Below are 22,052 nucleotides of genomic sequence, written 5' to 3' on the forward strand. Positions count from 1 at the left end.
TCCGCCCAGCGTAACGACCTGCCCCGCGATAGGGAGCGGGCTCGGCCGGGCACCAGGCGGGGGCGGACGCGTTCCCGTCACTGCCTCCCTCCATGCCCCGCACAGGGAAAGGGCGGGAGACCTGGGGTCGAACACTCCGTTAAGGAGTGCTCCCGGTCCCACCGCCAAAGGGGTGACGTGCGCGGAAACGGCGAAGCCGGGCGGGGCCTCTGCTCCCCGCCCGGCGGTCTTCGGCCGGAGCCTCCCGGCCCCGGCTCCACTCCCTTGCGCAGTTACGTCAGTTGCGTCACTTCAGCTACGGCGGAGTGTCGTCACTTCAGCTCGATCTGGAAGACCTTGTCCGCGCCGTCGGCCGCGTTGCCGTTGTTGTCGCAGTTGGTCGTGGAGAGCCACAGCGCGCTCTTGCCGGGGATCTTCTCGACGGTCCGCAGCCGGCCGTAGGCGTTGACGTAGTAGGCCGCCGGGGTGCCGGCCGTGGTGCCGCTGACCGGGATGCGCCACAGCCGCTGACCCTTGAGCGCCGCCATGTAGATGGCGCCGTCGGAGTAGGCGATGTCGCTGGGCGACGCCTGCGCGACGGGCCACTGCGCCTTCGGGTTGGTCATGCCGGCGGTGGAGCACTTCCCCTCGCAGGTGGGCCAGCCGTAGTTGGCGCCCGGCGTGATCAGGTTGAGCTCGTCGTAGGCGCTGTTGCCGAACTCGGCCTCCCACAGCCGGCCCTGCGGGTCCCAGGTGATGCCCTGGGGGTTGCGGTGGCCGAAGGAGTAGATGAGCGTGCCGAAGGGATTGCCGGGGGCGGGCTTGCCCGCGGTGGTCATGCGCAGGATCTTGCCGTTGAGGGAGTTCTTGTCCTGTGCGAGGTCCGGGGTCTGGGCCTCGCCCGTGGTGGCGTAGAGGTAGTTGTCGGGGCCGAACTTGAGGCGGCCGCCGTTGTGGTACTTGCTCTTCTTGATGCCGCCGACGAGCTGGGTGTAGCCGGTGAGGGTCGAGCCGTCGTAGGTCATCCGGACGATCCGGTTGCCCTCCGCGGCGCTGTGCATGATGTAGACGTAGTGGTCGCTGCTCCAGTCCGGCGAGACCGCGGTGCCCAGCAGACCGCCCTCGCCGCCGGTGGTGACCGCGTTCGGCACGGTGCCGATCTGGGTCCTGGTGCCGGACTGGGTGAGCTTGAAGACCTTGAACGAGTCGCGTTCGGTGATGAGCGCGGAGCCGTCGGGCAGCCAGCTCATGCCCCAGGGGATGGTCCAGCCGGTCGAGACGGTCTTGATGCTCGAGGGCACCTTGGCGCCGCCGGTGTCGGGCAGGGTCTTGGCGGTGGCCGCGTTGCTGGCCGGGGAGACGTTGCCCGCGGCGTCCTTCGCCTTCACGGTGAAGGTGTACGAGGTGTCGGCGGCGAGTCCGGTCACATTGGCGGTGGTGCCGGTGACATCGGGGAGGATCACGTCCGCGCCGTTGTAGACGTCATAGCCGGTGACGCCCCTGTCGTCGGTCGCCGCAGTCCACTTCAGCGCCGCACTGGCGGAGGTCGTCCCGGTGACGGCCAGTCCGGTGGGCGCGGTGGGCGGCTTGGTGTCGGAGCTGGGCGGGGTGGTGACGGTGGCCAGGTTGCTGGCCGGGGAGACATTGCCGGCCGCGTCCCGCGCGAAGACCGTGAAGCGGTAGGCGGTCTTGGGAGCCAGGCCGGTGACGTTCTTGGAGGTGGCGTTGCCGGCCGCCTCCGCGATCTTGTTGCCGTCGTTGTAGATGTCGTACGCGGCGATGCCCACATTGTCGGTCGAGGCGGTCCAGGCGAGCGCGGCGCTGCTGGACGTCGAGCCGGTGGAGTGCAGATTGGCGGGGGTGCTGGGCGGCTGGGTGTCGCCGCCACCGCTGCCGCCGAAGACCTGGAACTCCTGCAGCGAGTAGCCCATCGTGGGCCGGCAGCGCGCGGAGCCGGTGGTCCGTACGTAGCGGGCGGTGCCGCTGACGGCGAGGTCGTCGGTGCCGCCGTCGCCCGTGGTGGTGGAGTAGACGCTCGCCCAGGTGCTGTCGTCCGTCGAGAACTCGACCTTGTACGCCGTGGCACAGGACAGGTCCCAGACCAGTTTGACCGAGCTGACCGTGGCGGCCGCGCCCAGATCGACCTTGATCCACTGGGGGTCGACGTTCTTGACGCTCGCCCAGCGGGTGGCGGTATCGCCGTCGACCGCGAGCTTCGCGGCGTACCCGGCGCCGCCGTCGGACGACGAGGTGGCGGGCTTGCCCTGGCTGAGCAGCACGGGCGCGGCATTGCCCGTTCCGGCGACGGCCACGAGCAGTCCTGCGGCCGTCGCCGTCACCGCTCCGATCGCGATCAGGGCTCGCGGGGTGAAGCGGGGGGAGGTTGGGGGCCTCGGCATGACGCGTCCTCCTAAGGAGTTCCGTGCTCGACCCGGACAATTGTTCTAGACATGACAAACCGCACTGCGGATTGCGACGGAAGGGCCGAACCACTGACGAGTGGGACGGTAAAGAAACCTTCCAATTGCGTCAATAGATCGGACCAATCGACCTGCTGCGGACGGTGATTGGCATACCCGCGGGGTGGCTGTCCAGCCGAGTCCGGAGATGGACGGATTCGACCCGTCCGATCTTCAGCGCCACCACCAGGATCTGGCTGTCCGGCCCCGACGTCAGCTCCGGCAGCTCCGGCAGCTCGGCCGGCTCACGACTGTCCTCGGGCCGCGTCTTTCTGACGCCTCACCAGGTCGGAGTGCAGTTCGCGGGCGAACGTGCGCACGGTGAGCTCGTTCCAGCCCGTATCGAACGCGAAGTAGATCCCATGGACGATTTCGATGTCGTCCAGCAGATCGAGCGCCTTGATCGAGTCGAATCCCACACACGCGGTGAAGGTTCCCTCGAGGTCGATCTGCGCCGGAGTCAGCCCGAGGTTCCCTGTGAGCCAATCGACCACCCAGGACCGGACGGCGGAGGCCGCCATGGGACGCCCGGCTTTCCGGTGCGGGTCCTGCCGCGGACTTCGTCGGGCCCGGCGCCGCAGGCCAGGAGCCGTGTTGAACAGCGCGAGCAGGTTGCGCGGAGTCTCCGCGTCGAAGAGGTCCTCGTCGTTGACACTGGCACCCGTTTCACGGCAGATCTGGCCCGTGACCTGGAGGAGCGCGAGCGAGTCGATGCCCAGTTCCACGAAGGGGACGTCCTGGACGTCGCCGTCCAGGGCCGCACCTTCAAGGTCTGCATCAAAAACCTCCCGCAACAGTTCGACGAGGTCGTTCCAGCGCAAGGCTCCGTCGTCGGACTCTTCGCGTTCCGCGGCCTCACTCATGTCACGAAGCTCCGCCGCGAGCCGCTTCCTGACGGCGGTCAGGTCCTTCTGGTAGGCCGCGTTATCCGGCTCTCCCCGTACCAGCGTGTACGCCAGTTCCCAGGATTTCCGGTAGAGGCGCACCGCCTCCCCGCCGTCCCGCGCGGCATGCGCGATATCCCCCAACCGCGCGTAGCACAGCCCCAGATCACGGCGGCAGGTGGCGCTTCCGGGTTCGGCACGCGCCAGTTCCTCCCGGATCTCGAGGGAATGGCGGAAGTGGGCGGCGGCAGCGTCAAGACCGCCCTTCTCGCGGGCCAGATCGCCCAGCCGGTTGTAGGAGACCGCCAGATCCCGCAGATGCACGGTGCTGTGGGGTGCGCGCCGCGCCAGCTCCGCTCCGATCATGACCGCGTGTTCGTACATCTCGGCTGCCTGGCGCGGCCGTTCGGTGTCCGAGAGCAGATCCCCGAGCCGGTTGTAGGCGATCAGCAGATCACGCTGGTACGCGGCGTCGACGGGCTCCGCACGCGCGAGCTTCCGCGCCGTGGCGAGCGCTTTGCGGTACAACCGCTCGGCGTCCGGCCACCGCTCGTCCAGCCGGGCGAGTTCACCGAGCCGGTCGTAGCAGACGGCCAGGTCCCGCCGGTAGAGGGAGCTGGCAGGCGTCCGCAGGACCAGTTCCTCGGCGATGGCCGTGGCCTGCTGGTGCCGGCCGGCGGCTTCGTTCAGGTCCCCTCTGGCCCGGGAGGTGTCGCCCAGACGGTTGTAGGCGACACCCAGATCGCGGCGGTACGCGGCGTTCTCCGGTGCCGCGCGGGTCAGATCCCGGCCGAGGGCCGCGCTCTGGTGGTACAGCCGGCCGGCCTCCTCGCCACGTCCGCTCGCCCGCGCGAGATCACCCAACCGGAGGCAGGCCGCGGCGAGTTCCGGCAGGCGGTGGCCGGCGGTGTGCCGGGCGGCCGTGGACACCCGCTCCAGCAGGCCGGCGGTGAGCAGGCGCAGCAGACCGTGCAGCAGGGAGAGGTCGGCGGTCCGGTCCTGCGTCCCGCGGGCGGCGTCCCCGGCCCGGTCGGCGAGGGCGGGAAGACGGACGGCGAAGACGTGGGCCACCGTGGCGTTGATCCCGCTGTCCGCCGTGCCCAGGCGCTCGATGACGTCGAGAGCGTGGACGACCTGGCCGTCGGCGGACAGGCCGAGCACGCCATCGAGAAGCGTGCCGTGCGGGTCGTCCCGGAGTACGGCGGCCACCAGGGATTCGCCCAGCCGGTCGGGGCGCAGCGGGGTGAGATGTCCCGGCCCGTCGTAGAGCCCGGCGAGCCACGCCGTGACCGGGAGGCGTTCCGCGTGGGTCCCGGCCCGCTCCGGTGCGGCCGCGGCGATCAGGGCATGCGCCTGTGTGACGTCGGCCGCCCCCGCCAGCGTCGCCGCTGCCACGAACCGTCGGCGGAGGGTGTCGTCGAGCCAGGGCAGTGCGGGAGCGGTGGCGGACCAGTAGCGCTGTTCGTGGCGCAGCACCCGCTCCACCGGCGGCAGGTCCGGAGCATCCGGTCCGGCGTCGCCGCGCAGTACGTGGTCGAAGGCTTCGAAGAGCACCTCCAGGGGCAGGGCGTACCGTGCGTCACCGAGGTCGGGGGACGGCATCGGGCGGTCCTGGGCGGACCACGCATGGGTGAACGCGGCGACGGCCGCGGTGAAGAGGGTGTGGCGACGGCCGAGGGTGAGGTGTCCTGCGGCGTCCGCGCCGTCGGTGGCCTTGTCCAGGATGGTCTTCAACGCCGCGGACGCGTCCTCACCGAGCAGGATCAGCGGATCGGCGGAGGGGCCGGTACCCGTTCTCGTAAGCAGCAGGACGCGGACCGGCGCGAGGTCGGTGGCGGAGGTGCGCAGGGCTTCCAGGAGCCGCCGGAGCTTCTGCGTGTCCACCCACTCGACGTAATCGATCACCACGAAGCGGGGCACCGGCAGTTCGGCGAGGGTCGCGTGTCCGGCCTCGTGGTCCCACAGCCCGCTGACCCAGCCGCGCTCCGCCAGCCGGGCGGCCACTTCGAGCCCGAACCGGGTCTTGCCCGCGCCGCCGCGTGCCGCCACCTGGACCACCGCCATCGGGCGTTCCTCCGCGCACCAGGCGTCCATGGCCCGCAGTTCCATGTCGCGGAACAGGTAGGGGACCACGCCGAAGTCCGTACGCAGCAGGTCCGCGGGGCTGGACCGGGGACCGCGTGCGAAGGGCGCCCAGGGCTGTTCGAGCGCCGCCCCGGAGCCCTCGACCGGCAGAACGCGGTGCCAGGCGGTCCGGTCGGCGAGGACGGCGGCCCGGTTGAGGTGCCGGATCCTCCTGCCGAGGGCGACCAGTTCCAGCGGGACTCCGGGGCCGCCGTCGAAGAGCGCGGACACCGGGGAGGCCCAGCCGCCGAGATCCGTGTCGATGTTCCTGGAGGCCGATACGACACCGACCACCGCCCGGCGCGCGGGGCACAGCAGCGGGGCTCCGGACAGCCCGGGCTTGGCCTGACCCGCCTTCAGCCGGAGATAGCCGTCGCCCTCCACTCCCTCGAAGCGGAAGCCGGCCGGGGAGCCGGGCGGGTCCAGGCCGTGTTCCCGGGGCGGGTATCCCCAGGTCCGGCACTCCTGTTCGCCGAGCGGGTCATTGGCGTCGAGCAGGACACACGGGTGATCGAGTTCGGTGTCGAGCCGGATCAGCGCGAGATCGGGGAAGGGCCACAGCGCGCCGGCGCCCTTGGGCGCGGAACGGGCCTCGACCGTCCCCCGCAGCGGGCCGTCGCAGATACCGGCGTCCGGGACCACGCTGACGGCCGGCTGGTCCTTGACCACGTGCGCGCAGGTCAGCACCCAGCCCGGTGCGACGAAGAATCCCGTCCCGCACAACAGCCCGTCCACGGTATCGATCCTGACGACGCAGCGGCGCAGTTCCCGGGACTCGACTCGTGTGTACATCACGGAGTCCAAGCCGGTCAGGGCCGGTTGCCGGCCTTCCAGGTGAGAGTGATCTTCAGGGCCGCATCGCCCCCGCCCTCGATGAGCATTCCGGTCAGTTTCCCGGTCTTCGCCGTGAGGTTCAGCCCGAATTCCACGGTCGCCTCATCCGGGCGCACCCTGTCCCACGCGGCGGAGAGCTGATCGCCGATGGCTTCCACGGTGGCGCGGACCCCGTCGAAGGACAGCGCGTCCGCGATACCGACGGTCTGCGGACCGCTGCCCTCCGCGATTTCAACGAAGAACTCCGTCTCCCCCGCGCGCACCAGTGCGGACTGCCCCATGACTCCCCCTCGTCCGAAAGATCACCCGTCTGATCCTGAAGTCTCGCCTGCCGCCCTCACGTTGGGCAAGGGACCACGTCCGCTGGGGCCAGAGACCAGGCCCGTCGGGCAAGCGATCACGTCGGTTGGCAAGGGAACACGTCCGCACCGGTGATCCGCCGGACAGGCCCTACGGCGCCGGTGCGAGCTCGGCCGCGAAGAGTTCCTGGACGCGGGTCCAGGCGTCGTCCGCCGCCTCCTTGCGGTAGGTGTCCCGGACGTCGCAGAAGAAGCCGTGCGGGATCCCGGGGTAGACAGTGATCTCGTGGCGGACTCCGGTCTCCGCGAGCCGGGTGGCGAGGGCGGTGCGGTCCTGCTCGGAGACGGCGTGGTCCTCGTCGCCGACGAAGACGGCGAGGCGGCCGTGGTGCTTGGCGATGCCCTCGGTGAGCTGGAGCGTCGGTTCCGGGCGGCCGAGCCCGATGTCGGTGCTGTTGAGCCAGCCGGGGTAGAAGGCCGCGGTCGCGGCCAGGTCGAGCTGGGTGGCGGCCAGATAGGCGATGTGGCCGCCGAAGCTGAAGCCGATCATGCCGACGGACGGGGCGGCGTGGTCCGCGCCCCGCAGGTGGTCCACGGCGGCGCGGACGTCCTCGAGGGTCTCCTCGCGGACCAGCCCCGCGCTCAGTTCGAGTCCCTTGACGCGGCCGTCGGGGTCGGCGGTGAAGTCGATGCCGGGCCGCGTCCGGTGGTAGAAGTCCGGGGCGATGACGGTGTAACCGAGGCGGGCGATCCGCTCCGCGACGTCGCGGATGTGGCCGGTCAGCCCGAAGATCTCGAAGGCGACGACCACTCCCGGGAAGCTGCCGGGAGCCTGCGGGCGGGCCAGATACGCGCCCATGGAGCCGTCACCGACGGGGACGCTGATGTGTTCCTTGACGATCTCGAATGCCATGATCCGACTCTAGGACGGCCGCTCGATCAGCGGCCAATAGCCGCAGGCGCAGCGGGACATCGGATATCCGATGGGCTAAGGCCGACGCTCGACGGCCGATGCTCGAAAGCCTGTGGCCGTGGCCGTGGCCTATCAGCCGGTGTCCGATCGTCACCAGTCGGTGAACGCCTCATAGGCCGGCCCCAGCACTTCCGTCAGGTCGCGGCCGCGGACGGTGATCCCGGGCCGGCCGAGCCGCAGCAGAGCGGAATCGGGGGGCTCGCGGCGGGGCACGGCGGGCGGCAGCTGGTCCAGCAGCTCATCGCGGGTGCGCCCGCGCCAGACCAGTACGAGATACGGATCGGCGTCGAAGGCGTCGGCCAGGCTCCGCAGCACCGCGGCGAGATGGGCGCAGGGCAGCGCCCAGTCGGGGCATGAGCACTCCATCACGAGATCCCCGGTCCGTGCGGGAAACAGCCGGAGACCGGCCCGGGCGAACAAGTCCTCAGTGTCGGGGGCTAGTTCGTTGTCGAGCAGCCGCGCACGGCAGTCGGGGTCGGCGGCCATGGCCCGCTGGGCGCGGGTCCACTGGGCCGGAGAGAACTCCGGCAGTCCGATCCGTACGTCGTAGCGCGCCTGCCGTTCTCCCCTGACCCGGGCGGTGACGGCGCCTGGCTCCACGTCGAGCCCGGAAACACCCTCGGCGGGCGGGCCCGCCGGGACGGCCGTGCCGAAGGAGTCCAGCCGGTCGGCGAACCGCTGGGACCATGAACGTGCCATCCCGGGCATTCCCGGTACCCCCGGCATCCTCGTCATTCGCTCACTCGCTCACTCGCTCACCGCGTCGGCGCCGAGGCCGACCAGGTCGTACAGCGCTTCGGTGGACAGCTCCGTCAGCCAGCTCTCGCCGGAACCGACGGCCGCCCGGGCCAGCGTCCGCTTCGCTTCGATCATGGCGTCGATCCGTTCCTCCACGGTGCCCACGCACACGAATTTGCGGACCTGGACGTTCCTGCGCTGGCCGATCCGGAACGCCCGGTCGGTGGCCTGCTCCTCGACCGCCGGGTTCCACCACCGGTCGACATGGATGACCTGGTTGGCGGCGGTCAGGTTGAGCCCGGTGCCGCCGGCCTTGAGGGAGAGCAGGAACACCGAAGGGCCTACCGGGTCCTGGAAGCGTTCGATCATCTCGTCGCGGGCCCGCTGGGAGACGCCGCCGTGCAGGAAGAGGACCTCGGTGTCCAGCCGCCGGGCCAGATGGCCCTGGAGCATGGAGCCGAACTCGGCGAACTGCGTGAAACAGAGCGTCTTGTCGCCCTCGGCGAGGGCCTCCTCCAGCGTCTCCTCCAGCCGGGCGACCTTGCCCGAGCGGCCCGCCAGCGGTGAGCCGTCGTGCGCGAACTGCGCGGGGTGGTTGCACACCTGCTTGAGCTTGCTGAGCGACGCCAGCACCAAGCCCTTGCGCTCGATGCCGCGGCTCTCCTTGATCTGTTCCAGCAGATCGGTGACGACCGCCTGGTAGAGGCCGGCCTGTTCTGCGGTGAGGTTGCACAGCACGGTCATCTCCTGCTTTTCCGGCAGGTCCTGCGCGATGGCCGGGTCGCTCTTGAGGCGCCGCAGGATGAACGGCCGGGTGCGCTGCTGGAGTGCCAGTGCGGCGGCCTCGCTGCCGTCGCGCTCGATGGGCACGGCATAGCGCTCCTTGAAGCGCGTCGCCGAACCGAACAGACCAGGATTGGCGAAGTCCAGGATCGCGTGCAGTTCGGCCAGCCGGTTCTCCACCGGGGTGCCGGTGAGTGCGATGCGGTGGTCGGCGGTCAGTTCCCTGACCGCACGGTACTGACGGGTGGCGGAGTTCTTGACGTGCTGCGCCTCGTCGATGATGATCCGCCGCCAGCCGGTCTCGGCCAGCGCCTCGGTGTCGCGCTGCACCAGCCCGTAGGTGGTGATCACCAGATCGGCGCCGGCGACGGCCTGCCGCAGCTGCGCACCGGTCAGCCGTCCGGCGCCGTGGTGGACGTACACCCGCAGCATCGGGGCGAACTTGGCGGTCTCGCGCTGCCAGTTGCCGACCAGCGACATCGGGCAGACCAGCAGGGTGGGGCGCGCCGGGCCGTCCTCCCCGCGCTTGGTGTCCTCCCCGCGCTTGGTGTGTTCCGCGCGCTTCGCGTGTTCCGTGTGCTCCACGGCGAGCAGCGCCAGCGCCTGTGCGGTCTTGCCGAGCCCCATGTCGTCGGCGAGGACCGCCCCGAGCCCCAGCTCGGTCAGGAACATCAGCCAGGCCAGGCCGCGTTCCTGGTAGGGGCGCAGGGTCGCGCCGAAGCCGGCGGGCACCGGGACCGGACGCAGCCACTGGTCGGCGCGGCCGGAGAGCAGTTCGCCGAGCCGGCCGTCGGCGCTGACGGCGGAGACCGGCAGTCCGCCCGCCGTGGCGTCCGGATCGAGCGCGATGCGCAGCATCCGGCCGGATGCCATCGTGCCGCTGCCGTCGCGTTCGAGGAAGGCGAGAGCGGCGGCGATCCGGTCCGGGTCGACCTCGGTCCACTGGCCCCGGATCCGCACCAGGGGCTGTTTGGCCGCGGCCAGTTCGGCGAGTTCGACGGGTGTCAGCGGCTGGTCGCCGATCGCGGCCTGCCAGCGGAAGGCCACGATGGCGTCCTGGTCGGCCAGGCTGCGGACGTCCACGGCGCCGGGCTGGGCGGTGCGCGCGGTCAGGGCCATGCCGAGTTTCTGGGGGCGCTGCCACCAGGTGGGGAGCAGCACGCCGAATCCCGCGTCGGCCAGTGCGGGGGCGGCGTCCCGGAGGAAGCCCAGAGCTCCGGCGCGGTCGAGGTCCAGAGCGGCGGGCCGGTTGCCGCGCAGGGTGCGGAGCAGCTCGGGATAGGCGCGTCCTGCCCGGTCCAGGCCGGCCAGCAGTGCTTCCTGGGGGCGCGCGGTCTTGCGTTCCAGGGCGCTGAGGGCGGGGCCCTGGTTCCATACGTCGTCGGCGTGGACCGTCAGTGACGGCTCGTCGGCGGCCTGGAGCAGGAAGTCCAGCCGCCAGTTGTCGTCGGAGGGATGACCGCGCGGGTCGGCGGGGTCCGGGCCGAGCGGCTCGACGAGCCGGAAGCAGACGCGCAGGGGGCCGTGGACCGGCGGCTCGGAACGGTGCCAGGCCGTGAGCCGGTCCTCCAGCTCCGCCAGCTCACCGGGGTCGGCGGCCTCGACGCGTCCGGTCGGTGAGGTGAGGGCCCGCAGCCACAGTTCGGTGGCGGTCGTGGCGGGGCGGCGGCCGCGCGCGGTGCGCAGCAGCTCGGGCTCGTCGTCCAGGATCGCGCGTGCCTCACGGTCGGTGAGGACGTCGAGCAGACCGGTGAGGATCGTGGCGGCGGTGCGGCCGTCGGGCTGTCCGTCGTGGTGCTCGCAGCGGCAGTCGGGCGGTGCGGCGGCGGCGAGCACGCCGGCCTCCTGCCAGCCCGCGTCGTCCCGGACCGGACGCCAGCGGGCGTGCGGCTGTCCGTCCTCACGGACGAGCACGGGAAGCAGGCGGCCGCACCCGACCGTGCGCCACGCCAGGTCGTGGGCCGCGATCAGCCAGCGCAGCGAGACGCCGTAGGGCGCCTCGGGCAGACCGGCGGCGGACAGCTCGCCGAGCAGCTGGGCGGCCTCCGCGGGCTCGAAGAGCAGGCAGGTGACGCTCCACGGCATGACGGGCGCACCCGGGGCGGTGGTGGGACCGCCGAGTTCCGGGGAGGGCAGCGGTGCGCCGTTCCGGGTGGGGAGCAGCAGACCGGTCCGGCCCTCGCGGGCTCGGCCCGCCAGCCAGCCGAGCGCGGATCCGCCGTCGCCGAGCAGCTCGGCGACGGCGGGAGCCGGGGCGGCCTGCGGGTGCCCGGGTGCGGGGACAGGCGGCTGCCGGGAGTCCTCGGCCCACAGGGCGAGGCGCTGATCCGCTCTCCACAGGGCATGCAGAGCGAACACGGTGCGGCCTCCTCCTGCTGGGTGTGTGGTGACACCCGGAAGCCTACGTGCAGGTCAGCCGGTGGGGACGGTCCACTTCTGGTTGGCGCCGCCGGAGCAGTCCCAGATCTGCAGCCGGGTGCCGTTGGCGGAGCTGACCCCAGTGGCGTCCAGGCATCTGCCGGACACCGGGTTCACCAGTGTGCCGCCGCTGCCGGGCTGCCATTGCTGGGCGCCGGTGCCGTTGCAGTCGTAGAGCTGGGCCTTGGTGCCGTTGGCGGTGCCGCCGGCGGCCAGGTCCAGGCACTTGCCCAGTGCCTGGAAGGTGCCGGAGGCGGCGGTCCACTGCTGGGCGGCGCTGCCGTTGCAGTCGTAGAGCTGTACGGCGGTGCCGTTCGCGCTGCTGCCCGCGGCGACGTCCGCGCACTTGCCGCCGATACCGGTGATCGGCCCGGTGGCGCCGCTTCCTCCACCGGATCCCGGAGTGCCAGCCCAGGTGAAGGTGGCCGAGGCGCCGGCGGGCAGGGTGTAGGCGAAGGACTGGTTGCCCCAGTTGACGCGGACGCTCTGGGCGCTGCCGGTGTCGTTGTAGGCGATGAGGGCCTTGGAGCCGTCCGGGTTGCGCCAGGCGACGTTGGGCACCGAGGTGTTGGCGGTGGAGGCGATCCGGTAGGCGCCGGGCTTCACGAACTTGGTGAGGTGGCCCATCGTGTAGTACTCGACGGTGTAGTCGACCTGTCCGGTGCGGCTGTCGCCGTTGTGCACGGTGACCAGGCCGGTGCAGGTACCACAGCCGCCGTTGTGCGGGCCCATGTTCTGGTCGACGGCCAGGCTCCACTTGACCCAGCTCTGGCCCCAGTTGCGGGTGTAGTCGATCAGATTGTGCATGTCCTCCTTCTGCTGGTTGGCGATCCACGTGCCGCCGGAGTGCTCGGTGTCGTAGGCGTTCACGCCCGGGTACTTGTTGTGGACGGCCGTCTGCTGGGCGACGTCGCCGCCGTAGCCGTGCCAGGCCATGCCGCCGAAGTTCGGGTCGTTGCGGATGGCCGCGTCGTCGAGGGTCGGGGCGGCGAAGGCGTCGTACTGGTCCCAGTTCCAGTCCAGGGCGAGGACCTTGGTGGACAGCCCCGCCGTGTGCAGGGCGGGCAGCAGGTTGTTCTTGGTGAAGGACGCCAGCCCCGCGCCGTTCCACTGCATGGACGGGTAGCCGCCGCAGCAGGTGGGTTCGTTCTGCGCCGAGACGTAGTCGACGGGGACGCCGGCCGACTGGTACGCCTGCAGATACTTGGCGAAGTACTGGGCGTAGGCGCCGTAGAACTGCGACTGGAGCCAGCCCTGGCTCATGCTGCCGTTGTCCTTCATCCAGGCCGGGGCGCTCCACGGCACACCCATCACCTTGACGGCGGGGTTGAGCTGGCGGGCCTGCTTGGTGAGGGGGACCACGTCGGCGAGGTCGTGGGCGATCGAGAAGTGGGCGAGGCTCGCGTCGGTCTGCCCGCTGGGGAGGTCGTCGTAGGTGTAGTTGAAGCGGGCCAGGTCGGAGGCGCCCATGGGGTTGCGCAGGAAGTCGATGCCGATGCCGTTCACCGGGTCGAAGAGCTTCTTCATCACCGCGTCGCGGGTGGCTCCGGTGAGCGCGCCGCTGGAGTTCATGAGCCAGGCGGCGGTGTCGGTGAAGGACGCGCCGGCGCCCTCGAACTGCTGGTAGCGGGTGTTCTCATCGACGGTGACCGACTGGCCGGATCCACTGCCGGAGGTGAAGGCGAGCGGCGCCTGCTGTTCCAGGCCCTTGACGACGTTGCGGCCGCCCGAGTCCGAGGTGGTGGTCAGCCATACCTGCACGCTCTCGCCCGCCGCGTGCGCGGTGAGCGGCGTGGCCAGCATGGGGGTGACAACGGCGACGGCCGCGGCCAGCAGGCCGGTGACGGTACGGCGGAATCCGGTGCGGCGGAATCCGGTACTTCCCGTGTGGGGACGGGTGGGTGAGCGCATGGGTCCGGTTGCCTTTCTACGGCACTTGCCCTGGTGCGTTACGGAGGTGCGTCGCGTAGGTGCGCTACGGAGGCGCGTTTCGGAGTCGCGCTACTTAATTCAGACCTTGATTTACTGCTTAGTTCGAGGCGTGAGTTAACTCGTGCGACTTGGACACGTCAAGACTTCGCACAGGAACGGCCGCTTCCGCGCCGCCGGCGGCCTTACGAACTGACGCATCATCATGAGACGGTGCGGCCATGACCACACCGGCCCCGACTCCCTCGTCTCCCCCGCTCCTCGGCCGGACGGCCATCGTCACCGGCGCCTCCCGGGGTATCGGCCTGGCCGTCGCGCGCGGTCTGGTGGAGGCCGGTGCCTCGGTCTGTCTGACGGCCCGCGACCCAGGGGGAATGCGCGCCGCCGTCGGGGAGTTGCGCGGCCTGGGCGGCCTCCGCGGCCGGATCACCGGCCACGCGGGATCCGCCGGCGACGCCGCGCACATCGAGGCGTGCGTGGCGCTGACGGTCAAGGAGCTCGGCGGGGTGGACATCCTGGTCAACAACGCCGCCGCCAACACCCCGTTCGGCCCGCTCGTCGACATCGATCCGGACGCCTGGCGGGACGCCTTCGCCGTCAATGTCGACGGCCCGCTGCGGTTCGTCCAGTGCGCGTGGCGCGCGTGGATGCGTGCGCACGGCGGCACGGTGGTGAACATCTGCACCGAGGGCGCCCAGGGCGTCGGCCCCAACATCGGCGCCTACGGCACCAGCAAGGCGGCTCTGCTCCATCTCACCCGGCAGCTCGCCGGCGAGCTCGCCCCCACCGTACGGGTCAACTCCGTCTCCCCCGGCCTGGTCCGCACCGAGATGGCGCGCTTCGTCTGGGAGAACGCCGAGCCGCAGATCGCCGCCGGGCTGCCCATGGGCCGGATCGGCGAGCCGGACGACATCGCGCGCGCCGTCCTGTGGCTGGTTTCCGGCGCCGCCTCCTGGATCACCGGTACGGATCTCGTGGTCGACGGCGGTACCCGGGTACGCGCCGCCCACATCACGGAGCCCGCCGCCGGAACCGGGAACGGCGCCGACTACGCCGTCCACGAACGGCTGCGCGCCCACCGCGGCTGACCACCGGCCCGTACCACCGGTGAGCGCGACGGCACGTACCCGGCCACCGACGGCACGCGGGCCGGGAGAGCCGGAACGGCTGGGGCCTGTCCGGCCCTAGAAGATCGGCGGCACGACGCAGTCGATCAGATGCGGTCCGGGCTCGGCCAGCGCCCGCTCGAACTGGGCGGTGAACTCCTCGGCGGTGGTGGCCCGGGTAGCCGGTACGCCCATGCCGGTGGCCAGGGCCACGAAGTCCAGGCCGGGCCGGGACAGGTCGAGCAGCTGCCGGGCCCGCTCGCCCGCCGCGGAGGCGCCGACCTGCTGGAGTTCCAGATTGAGGATCGCGTAGGAGCTGTTGTTGAACACGACAGTGGTCACGTCGAGCCCCTCGCGCGCCTGGGTCCACAGCGCCTGGAACGTGTACATGGCGCTGCCGTCGGCCTCCAGGCACACCACGGGCCTGCCGGGGCAGGCCACCGCGGCGCCGGTGGCCACCGGCAGGCCCTGGCCGATCGCGCCGCCGGTCAGGGTCAGCCAGTCGTGCCGGGGCGCGTTGGCGGTGGCGCCGGGCAGCCACAGCCCCGAGGTGTTCGCCTCGTCCACGACGATGGCGCCGGCGGGCAGCAGCGCCCCGATCGCCTGGGACGCGGACTCGGCGGTGAGCGATCCGGTGGGACGCTGCGGCCGCGGCGCGCGAGTGACGGCGGCCGGGGTCACGGCGTCGGCTGCCACCTCGCCTGTCGCGCTGTCGGATGCCACGCTGCCGGGCGCCACCTCGTCGGCGAGCCGGGCGAGCGCGGCGGCGGCGTCCTCGGAACCGGTGGCCAGTTCCCGTGCCTCGCAGCCCTCCGGCACCAGGTCGCCGCGCTTGCCGGGATAGGCGAAGAACGTCACCGGTGAGCGGGCGCCGGCCAGGATCAGATGCTTGACGCCGTCGAGTTGGGCACTGGCGAAATCGGCGAGATAGCCGAGCCGCTCGACCTCCGGCAGATCCCCGCCGCGTTCCAGCCGCGCCGGGAAGGTCTCACAGAGCAGATTCGCCCCAGTGGCCTCCGCGATCCGGGACGCGGCGCGGAGTCCCGCCTCGTGGGTCGCCGCGCCGCCGAGCAGGATCGCGGCGGTCTCGCCCGACCGCAGCGCTTTGGCCGCGGCCGTCACGGCTTGCGCGGACACGGCCCCGGGACCACTGTCGTGCACCATCGCGATGGCCGTCGCGGACGGCCCCGGCTCCGACCAGGACACGTCCGCGGGCAGGATGAGCGTCGCGACGGCGCCCGGCGAGCCCGAGGCGGCGATGACCGCCAGGGTCACGTCCACCTTCAGATCGGCGGCGTCCGTCGTCCTGCGCACCCAGCCGGAGACCGTTCCGGCGAGCGCGTCGATGTCGGACTCCAGCGGGGCGTCCAGCGGTTTGTGGTGCAGCGCGTGGTCGCCGACGATGTTGACGATCGGGGTGCCGGCCCGGCGCGCGTTGTGCAGATTGGCCAGGCCGTTGGCGAGCCCGGGACCGAGGTGCAGCAGGGTGCAGGCCGGTCGCCCGGTCATCCGCGCGTAGCCGTCCGCCGCACCCGTGGCCACGCCCTCGAAGAGGCACAGCACGGCGCGCATCTCCGGCACGTCGTCCAGCGCGGCGACGAAGTGCATCTCGGAGGTGCCGGGATTGGCGAAGCACACCTCGACTCCACGCTCGACGAGGGTGCGGATCAGGGTCTGTGCCCCGTTCGGCATGGCGTCCGCCTCTGCTCAGGGTGTCCGGCGTTCCGTCGTCAGTTCAAAGGTGTCCGTCGTCAGTACGCCCGGTTCCGTGAGCGATACTCCACCTTCACCGAGCTGTCACGATAGACCGCGCCGCGCGTCGGCTCCCTCTTGGGCAGCGCGGGTCGCGCTAACCGCTTTCGGTACGCCCCGGGTTGCTCCGCAGCACGCAGTCACCGCACAGACCGCCGCCCGGGATCCGGTAGTAGAGACAGCAGCTGCGCCGGACGAAGCCGGTGTCCCGGGTGTCCAGGGTTCCGGTGCCGCTCAGCAGGGGATCGCTGAAGAGCCGAACGGTGAGGTCCAGGGCGGTTCGCGCCTCCTGCGGGCGGCCCCACGCGACGCACCAGGTGTGCAGCACCCGCACGGAACCGGCCAGTGCGGAACCGGCGTTCCCCCACAGCAGTCCGCCCGAGACCGGGCAGGCTTCCCGGGTCGCGCGGTGCAGTGGCACCAGATGGCCGGCCAGGACCGTCCCGGACACCTGCCCCGCGACGTCGTCCGAAGCCGGTAGGGCCGCCGGGCGCGGCAGCCACAGATCGTGCGGGGCACCGCACGCGGGGTTCCACCACAACCGGTTCGCGTCCAGGTCGGGGACCCGGCCCGCCAGTACCGCCGCGCCGAGAGCCACGGACCACAGCCGCGCGGCCAGCCCCTGAAAGGCGAGGGAGGCTCCCACCCGGAGTTCCGGCGTGCCCAGCCGCGCGGCGACGTCCGCCGCCCGCTCGCGTACCGGGCCCGGGGCGTACAGCTCGGCGAGCGGCCGGTATCCGTGAGCGCGAGGCCCGCCGTCCCCGCCGCCTCCGGTGCGGACGGCGAAGAACGGCCCCACCTCCGCGACATCCCGCAGCGTCCTGTCCATGAACCGATCATGACGTACCCGGCGCGCGGCGAACGGCCGTGACGCGAGGCCCTATTGCCCCGCCCAGCACCCAGTCCCGACAATGCGCATGACAACACCGAAAGAACTTCGGTCTGGAGAGGACCCCCCACATGAAAAGACCTCTCATCGGTGCCTTGATCGGCGTGCTGCTCAGCGGCGCGGCACTCACAGGCGCCGGCGCGGCCTCCGCATCGGCCACAAGCCGGGATGCGGCGACCGCACACAGCGCGACGCCGGCCGTCACGGTCGACTTCGCCGGCACTGTGTCACTCAGCAACTGTTCGGGATCGCTCATCAAGATGCCGACCTCGGCGGCGACCGACCCCGCGATCGTCATGTCGAACGGTCACTGCCTGTCCGGCGGCTTCCTGAATCCGGGCGAGTCGATCGTCAACGTGGCGTCCAGCCGTTCGTTCGGCCTGCTCAATTCGGCCGGGAGCAGGGTCGCCACCCTGCGGGCCACCAAGATCGCATACGCGACCATGACCGACACCGACATCTCGCTCTACCAGCTGAACACGACCTACGCGCGGATCCAGTCAAACTACGGCATCAAGCCGCTGGAACTGTCCGCGACCCACCCCGTCGCCGGGAACGCGATCAAGGTGGTGTCCGGCTACTGGAAGCGGATCTACAGCTGCAACATCGACGCCTTCGTGTACCGCCTGCACGAGGACAGCTGGATCTGGAAGGACTCGGTCCGCTACACCTCGTCGTGCAACACCATCGGCGGCACCTCGGGGTCTCCGGTGGTCGACGTCGCCGGCGGCAAGGTGGTCGCCATCAACAACACGGGCAACGAGAACGGCGAGCGCTGCACCATCAACAACCCGTGCGAGGTCGACCAGAACGGCAACGTCACCGTGCACCAGGGCATCAACTACGCCGAGGAGACGTATCTGATCACCCAGTGCGTCGCCGCGGGCAACAAGATCGACCTGAACCTGCCGGGGTGCACCCTGCCCAAGCCGGCCGCTCTGCGCCCCTGACCGCGGCACCGCCGGCATGAAGCACCGCCGACCCGATCAGCGATATCGCTGACCCGGACGCCGCTCCCCGGACCTGGGATCCGGGGAGCGGCCCCGGACAGGCCCTATGCGTCGAACCAGGCCAGCAGACCGGCGCGGTCCGCGGCCGTGAGCGGGTCGGGCGACCAGCGGGGGCTGCGGTCCTTGTCGACCAGCGCGGCCCGCACGCCCTCGGCGAAGTCAGGGGCCCGGGCCGTCCGGCAGGCCAGCAGGAATTCCCGTTCCAGGCACGCGCCGAGGTCCGATCCGGCGCCGCGCCGCAGCAGTTCGAAGGTCACATACAGGCTGGTCGGAGACATCCGCCGCAGCAGCGCGAGCGTCTCGCCGGCCCAGTCACCGCCTTCGGCCGCCAGTCGATCGAGGACCTCCGCCAGGTCCGGGGCGGAGAAGCAGCGTTCGACGGTGTCGAGGTGCGCGGTGAGTTCGGAGGCGGGCGCGGCCGCCGCGAACCGGTCGAGTACCGCGGCCGGGTCGCTGTCCGCGCCGGTCAGCGCCTCCTCCAGCGCGGGAAGTTCGCCGGCGTGCACATAGTGGGTGGCGAGCGAGCAGCCGACCGCCGCCGCGCCCGAGATCCGGGTACCCGTCAGGCCCAGGTACCAGCCGACGGACCCCGGCAGCCGGGGCAGGAAGTGGCTCGCCCCGATGTCGGGGAAGAAGCCGATGGCGGTCTCGGGCATCGCCAGCGCCGCCCGTTCCGTCACCACGCGCGCCGTGCCGTGCACGGAGATCCCGAGGCCCCCGCCGAGGGCGAAGCCGTCGATGAGCGCGGTGTACGGCTTCGGATAGGCCGCGATCAGCGCGTTGAGCCCGTACTCCGCGGCGAAGTACTCCCGGACGGCGTCGTGGTCGCCGCGCAGGCTCGCCTCCCGGATCGTCCGGATGTCGCCGCCCGCGCAGAACGCCTTCGGCGAGGTGCTGCGTACGACGACCGACCGGACGCCGTCGTCGTCACACCACGCTTCCAGGGCCGCGGTCATGGCCCGGACCATGGTGAGATCGAGCGCGTTGAGCGCCTCGGGCCGGTCCAGGGCGATGACGCCGGTGCCGTTGACGACGTGCGTCTGCACGGGGAGGTACATGGTGCTCCGTGGGGTTTCCGGTGATCCTCAGTCCACCCCGACAATACGCAGCACCAGCACACCGCCGAGCAGCGTCACCAGGGCGGTGGCCACGTACAGGCCCGGATAGCCGCCGAGGTGGGCGACGATCGGCGCGGCCAGCGCGGGGGCCAGCACCTGCGGGCCCGAGTTGGCGATGTTGATGACGCCGAGGTCCCTGGCCCGGTCCGCGGCGCTCGGCAGCACCTGGGTGATCAGGGCCTGGTCGACGGCGAGGTAGATGCCGAATCCGGCGCCGAGTACGGCGGCGGCGATCATCACGGCCGTCCAGGTGTGGGCGGCGGCCAGCAGCAGTGCGGCCACGGCCATGATCACGCTGCACGCCACCACGAACACCTTGCGCTTGCCGACCCGGTCGGAGGCGATGCCCGCGGGGATCGCGGTCAGGGTCGCGGAGACGGTGTAGATGACGGTCAGGACGAGCACTCCGGTGTCCGGGTCCGGGCGGTGCACCTCGTCGGTGAGATAGAAGAGCAGATAGAGCGTGCCGAGCGCGTTGCCGAGGTTGATCAGGAAGCGGGTGAGCCAGGCCCAGCCGAAGTCCGGGTGGGAGCGCGGGCCGGCCCACAGCGCGGTCCACAGTCCGGTCAGCGGCGCGCGCCTGCGGAAGGCGGGGCGCAGCGCGCTCGGCAGGACCGGTTCCCGGAAACAGAGCGCGTACGGCAGGGCCAGGGCGATGGTCAGCAGCGCCGTGAGCAGATACCCGGGGCCGACGCCGGATACGGCCATGGTCACCAGCAGCGCGCCCAGCACCAGGCCCAGGGACTGCATGATCCCCGTCCAGCCGGAGACCGAGGCCCGCTGTCCGACCGGCACCTGGTCGGCCACCGGCGCCGTGACCCCGGCGAGCATCGCGTTCAGACCGCTCTGCGCCAGGCACCAGCCGACGACGATGCCGGGCAGCGTGTGCTGCGCCGAGGTGATCACCAGGCCGGCGGCGCCCGCGAGTGCGCCACCGACGATCCAGGGGCGGCGGCGCCCGAAGCGCCCGGCCGTACGGTCCGACAGCGCGCCGGCCAGCGGGTTGACGACGACGGCGACCAGGGCGCCGGCCCCGGTGACCCAGGCGAGGTCAGCCGCCTTGTGGGCTTCGTCGAGGTGCTCCAGCTGCAGGGGCAGCAGGATCTGGATCGGGGTGAAGAACGCCATGAACACCGCGAGGTTGGCCAGGCTGAGAGCGGCGGTCCAGCCGGCCCGGACCCGGGCGGCCGGCTCGTCGAGCGCGGCCGGTGGGCCTTCGGTCACGGCGCGCATGAGCTCTCCTCAGTTCACACGAACATGAGTTCTGCTCATGTTAGCGCGAGTGTAGCGCCACGCCACCGGGCCCCGCCAAGGGTTCTCACCCGGTGGTCCGGTGCGCCGGTGCGGTCCGGTGGGCGGCGATCAGGTCCCGGTACCAGCCGTAGGAGTCCTTGGGAGTGCGGACCTGCGTCCCGTGGTCCACGTGCACCAGCCCGAACCGCTGGTGATAGCCCTCGGCCCACTCGAAGTTGTCGGTCAGCGTCCAGGTGAAGTACCCGCGGACGTCCACGCCCCGCGCCACCGCCTCGGCCACCGCCGTGATGTGCCCGTCCAGGTACGCGATCCGCGCGGGGTCCGCGACCCGGCCGTCCACCACGTCATCGGGCTGGGAGCAGCCGTTCTCGGTGATGTACACCGGCGGCAGCGCGGCGCCGTAGCGCTCCTTCAGCCCGGTGAGCAGCTCGGTGAGGCCGTCCGGTACCACCGGCCAGTCGAAGGCGGTGCGCTCGTAGCCCTCCACGCGGGCCTCCGCGAAGGGCAGGGCGGGGTCCTCGCCGGGCGCCTGGATCCAGGTGGGGTTGTAGTAGTTGACGCCGAGGCCGTCGAGCGGGGCGGCGATGACGTCCAGGTCGCCGTCCCGGACCGCGCCGCCCAGGCCGGGACCGACTCCATAGGCCGAGAGGTCCGGGTAGCGGCCCAGGAACAGCGGGTCGTTGAAGAGCCCGTTGTGCAGCGCGTCGTACGCCGTGGCGGCGGCCCGGTCCGCGCCGGAACCGCCCGCCACGCGCACCGGGGTGCAGTTGTTGGCGATGAGCACCTCGGCGGCGCCGCGCTCGCGCAGCGCGGCGACCGCCAGCCCGTGGCCCAGCAGTTGGTGGTGGGCAGCCGGGAGGGCGTCCAGCATCAGGGCCCGGCCGGGCGCGTGGATGCCCAGGGCGTAGCCGAACACCATGTGCACGAAGGGCTCGTTGAGGGTGATCCAGCGCCGTACCCGGTCGCCGAGCCGGTCGGCCACCAGGCCGGCGTACTCGGCGAAGCGCTCGGCGGTGGCGCGGTTGAGCCAGCCGCCCTCGTCCTCCAGGGCCTGCGGCAGGTCCCAGTGGAAGAGGGTGGGGGTGGGCGCGATGCCGGCGGCGAGCAGCGCGTCGACGAGACGGTCGTAGAAGTCCAGTCCCGCCGCGTTCGCCGGACCCCTGCCGAGCGGCTGGACGCGCGGCCAGGCGACGGAGAAGCGGTACGCGTCCAGTCCGAGGCCCTTCATCAGGGCGATGTCCTGCGGATAGCGATGGTAGTGGTCGCAGGCCTCCGCCCCGGTGTGCCCGTCGCGGACCGTGCCGGGTCGCGCGGTGAAGGTGTCCCAGACGGAGGGCCCTCTGCCGTCCTCGGTGACGGCTCCCTCGATCTGGTAGGCGGCGGTGGACACGCCCCAGAGGAAGGAGTCGGGAAGCTGCGGGCGCTGCGGTGTCGACGGGTCCGGCACGGGCTCACTCCTTGGCGGGACAGAGAGATTGAACATGAGCATGGCTCACCATAGCG

14 protein-coding genes are annotated in these 22,052 nt (G+C 71.5%); 2 read left to right on the forward strand and 12 right to left on the reverse strand.

The window, feature by feature from the left end:
• Positions 1–311: 311 nt before the first annotated feature.
• The 7 genes from QMK24_RS09880 to QMK24_RS09915 all read right to left on the reverse strand — a co-directional run bounded on the left by QMK24_RS09880 (position 312) and on the right by QMK24_RS09915 (position 13,402).
• Entirely contained in the window at positions 312–2,378 is a 2,067-nt protein-coding gene (locus QMK24_RS09880) for a PQQ-dependent sugar dehydrogenase (protein ID WP_283465001.1), read from the reverse strand.
• A 305-nt stretch (positions 2,379–2,683) separates the two neighbouring features.
• Positions 2,684–6,238, reverse strand: coding sequence for a tetratricopeptide repeat protein (locus QMK24_RS09890; protein ID WP_349307841.1), 3,555 nt, complete (start codon positions 6,236–6,238; stop codon positions 2,684–2,686).
• Positions 6,239–6,255: 17 nt separating this feature from the next.
• Positions 6,256–6,561, reverse strand: a complete 306-nt coding sequence (locus QMK24_RS09895) for a CU044_2847 family protein (protein WP_283465004.1) — start codon at positions 6,559–6,561, stop codon at positions 6,256–6,258.
• Positions 6,562–6,730: 169 nt separating this feature from the next.
• Positions 6,731–7,492, reverse strand: a complete 762-nt coding sequence (locus QMK24_RS09900) for a dienelactone hydrolase family protein (RefSeq protein WP_283465006.1) — start codon at positions 7,490–7,492, stop codon at positions 6,731–6,733.
• A 150-nt stretch (positions 7,493–7,642) separates the two neighbouring features.
• The gene (locus QMK24_RS09905; protein WP_283465008.1) at positions 7,643–8,251 is read right to left on the reverse strand and encodes an SWIM zinc finger family protein; all 609 of its coding nucleotides are present in this window, start codon (positions 8,249–8,251) and stop codon (positions 7,643–7,645) included.
• Positions 8,252–8,299: 48 nt separating this feature from the next.
• Positions 8,300–11,431 carry a DEAD/DEAH box helicase gene (locus QMK24_RS09910; RefSeq protein ID WP_283465010.1) on the reverse strand — a complete coding sequence of 1,044 codons (3,132 nt, stop codon included), beginning with the start codon at positions 11,429–11,431 and terminating at the stop codon, positions 8,300–8,302.
• Between the two features lie 54 nt (positions 11,432–11,485).
• Complete coding sequence (locus QMK24_RS09915; RefSeq protein ID WP_502962503.1) at positions 11,486–13,402, reverse strand: RICIN domain-containing protein; 1,917 nt, start codon at positions 13,400–13,402, stop codon at positions 11,486–11,488.
• Positions 13,403–13,641: 239 nt separating this feature from the next.
• Here QMK24_RS09915 and QMK24_RS09920 point away from each other — a divergent pair, with 239 nt between their 5' ends.
• Complete coding sequence (locus tag QMK24_RS09920) at positions 13,642–14,508, forward strand: SDR family oxidoreductase (protein WP_283465012.1); 867 nt, start codon at positions 13,642–13,644, stop codon at positions 14,506–14,508.
• Between the two features lie 96 nt (positions 14,509–14,604).
• On the opposite strand, the gene QMK24_RS09925 is transcribed toward QMK24_RS09920, so the two are convergent.
• Positions 14,605–16,218 (reverse strand): acetolactate synthase large subunit, encoded by a 1,614-nt coding sequence (locus tag QMK24_RS09925; protein WP_283465013.1) that lies wholly within the window; start codon positions 16,216–16,218, stop codon positions 14,605–14,607.
• 157 nt (positions 16,219–16,375) lie between these two features.
• Entirely contained in the window at positions 16,376–17,107 is a 732-nt protein-coding gene (locus QMK24_RS09930; RefSeq protein ID WP_283465014.1) for a (2Fe-2S)-binding protein, read from the reverse strand.
• A 131-nt stretch (positions 17,108–17,238) separates the two neighbouring features.
• Here QMK24_RS09930 and QMK24_RS09935 point away from each other — a divergent pair, with 131 nt between their 5' ends.
• Positions 17,239–18,117, forward strand: coding sequence for a S1 family peptidase (locus tag QMK24_RS09935; protein ID WP_283465016.1), 879 nt, complete (start codon positions 17,239–17,241; stop codon positions 18,115–18,117).
• A 104-nt stretch (positions 18,118–18,221) separates the two neighbouring features.
• Here the strand turns inward: QMK24_RS09935 and QMK24_RS09940 are convergent, their stop codons facing one another.
• The 3 genes from QMK24_RS09940 to QMK24_RS09950 all read right to left on the reverse strand — a co-directional run bounded on the left by QMK24_RS09940 (position 18,222) and on the right by QMK24_RS09950 (position 22,032).
• Complete coding sequence (locus tag QMK24_RS09940; protein WP_283465017.1) at positions 18,222–19,235, reverse strand: enoyl-CoA hydratase/isomerase family protein; 1,014 nt, start codon at positions 19,233–19,235, stop codon at positions 18,222–18,224.
• 27 nt (positions 19,236–19,262) lie between these two features.
• Positions 19,263–20,528 (reverse strand): MFS transporter, encoded by a 1,266-nt coding sequence (locus QMK24_RS09945; protein ID WP_283465018.1) that lies wholly within the window; start codon positions 20,526–20,528, stop codon positions 19,263–19,265.
• An 85-nt stretch (positions 20,529–20,613) separates the two neighbouring features.
• Positions 20,614–22,032, reverse strand: a complete 1,419-nt coding sequence (locus tag QMK24_RS09950) for a GH1 family beta-glucosidase (RefSeq protein WP_502962502.1) — start codon at positions 22,030–22,032, stop codon at positions 20,614–20,616.
• Positions 22,033–22,052: the final 20 nt, after the last annotated feature.

Source organism: Streptomyces sp. PH10-H1, assembly GCF_030063355.1.
In the GTDB taxonomy this organism is placed as follows: Bacteria; Actinomycetota; Actinomycetes; order Streptomycetales; family Streptomycetaceae; genus Actinacidiphila.

What these genes read in the sequence shown, in the direction of transcription:
- QMK24_RS09905 (WP_283465008.1), bottom strand. Translation starts at nt 8,251, where the DNA reads ATGGCACGTTCATGGTCCCAGCGGTTCGCCGACCGGCTGGACTCCTTC.
- QMK24_RS09930 (WP_283465014.1), bottom strand. Translation starts at nt 17,107, where the DNA reads ATGGACAGGACGCTGCGGGATGTCGCGGAGGTGGGGCCGTTCTTCGCC.
- QMK24_RS09935 (WP_283465016.1), top strand. Translation starts at nt 17,239, where the DNA reads ATGAAAAGACCTCTCATCGGTGCCTTGATCGGCGTGCTGCTCAGCGGC.
- QMK24_RS09920 (WP_283465012.1), top strand. Translation starts at nt 13,642, where the DNA reads ATGACCACACCGGCCCCGACTCCCTCGTCTCCCCCGCTCCTCGGCCGG.
- QMK24_RS09915 (WP_502962503.1), bottom strand. Translation starts at nt 13,402, where the DNA reads ATGCGCTCACCCACCCGTCCCCACACGGGAAGTACCGGATTCCGCCGC.
- QMK24_RS09900 (WP_283465006.1), bottom strand. Translation starts at nt 7,492, where the DNA reads ATGGCATTCGAGATCGTCAAGGAACACATCAGCGTCCCCGTCGGTGAC.
- QMK24_RS09890 (WP_349307841.1), bottom strand. Translation starts at nt 6,238, where the DNA reads ATGTACACACGAGTCGAGTCCCGGGAACTGCGCCGCTGCGTCGTCAGG.
- QMK24_RS09940 (WP_283465017.1), bottom strand. Translation starts at nt 19,235, where the DNA reads ATGTACCTCCCCGTGCAGACGCACGTCGTCAACGGCACCGGCGTCATC.
- QMK24_RS09945 (WP_283465018.1), bottom strand. Translation starts at nt 20,528, where the DNA reads ATGCGCGCCGTGACCGAAGGCCCACCGGCCGCGCTCGACGAGCCGGCC.
- QMK24_RS09880 (WP_283465001.1), bottom strand. Translation starts at nt 2,378, where the DNA reads ATGCCGAGGCCCCCAACCTCCCCCCGCTTCACCCCGCGAGCCCTGATC.
- QMK24_RS09925 (WP_283465013.1), bottom strand. Translation starts at nt 16,218, where the DNA reads ATGCCGAACGGGGCACAGACCCTGATCCGCACCCTCGTCGAGCGTGGA.
- QMK24_RS09950 (WP_502962502.1), bottom strand. Translation starts at nt 22,032, where the DNA reads ATGTTCAATCTCTCTGTCCCGCCAAGGAGTGAGCCCGTGCCGGACCCG.
- QMK24_RS09895 (WP_283465004.1), bottom strand. Translation starts at nt 6,561, where the DNA reads ATGGGGCAGTCCGCACTGGTGCGCGCGGGGGAGACGGAGTTCTTCGTT.